The 535-nt window shown below is 53.5% G+C and carries 1 protein-coding gene; it reads left to right on the forward strand.

Annotation, left to right across the window (positions count from 1 at the left end):
* Window positions 1-100: 100 nt before the first annotated feature.
* A partial coding sequence (locus tag BGK49_RS17420) for a prophage tail fiber N-terminal domain-containing protein (RefSeq protein WP_171729994.1) occupies window positions 101-535 on the forward strand: 435 nt, incomplete at its 3' end.

Below are 535 nucleotides of genomic sequence, written 5' to 3' on the forward strand. Positions count from 1 at the left end.
TCTGCATATCTGACACTTTGGTTCCCACTACTTATTTGGTGGACACCACTTTGTCTAATTCGTCAGATTCTGACCAGACGGTTCAGGCTGTACGCTTACGATTATTCTGAAATCCCGTGTAAACACCTCAGAAGTGGTGATGCGTACCAGGGCTGATGTAGTGACCGGAAATAACGGTGAATATTCGTTTGAGGCACAGGTCGGAAAATATTGCGTGTATCTGAAACGGGACTGGCGCGACGAGTACTGTGTTGGCGACATTGCTGTATACGACGACTCAAAGCCCGGCACGCTGAATGACTTTCTGACTGCCCCCGATGAAGGCGACCTGAAGCCGGATGTCGTCAAACGCTTTGAGGAAATGGTGGCGCAGGCGCAGCAGAGCGCCGGGGCCGCAGCCGGAAACGCACAGCAGACGGCGCAGGATGTGGCGGCAGCCGCAGGTTATGCCCGCGCAGCAGAACAGGCCAAAAATGACATTGATGCTGCGCTGACCGGCACTCTGAAAATGGCTAACCATCTGTCAGAAATCGCA

The sequence above is a fragment of the Shigella sp. FC1544 genome, from assembly GCF_001722145.1.
Classification (GTDB): Bacteria; Pseudomonadota; Gammaproteobacteria; order Enterobacterales; family Enterobacteriaceae; genus Escherichia; species Escherichia coli.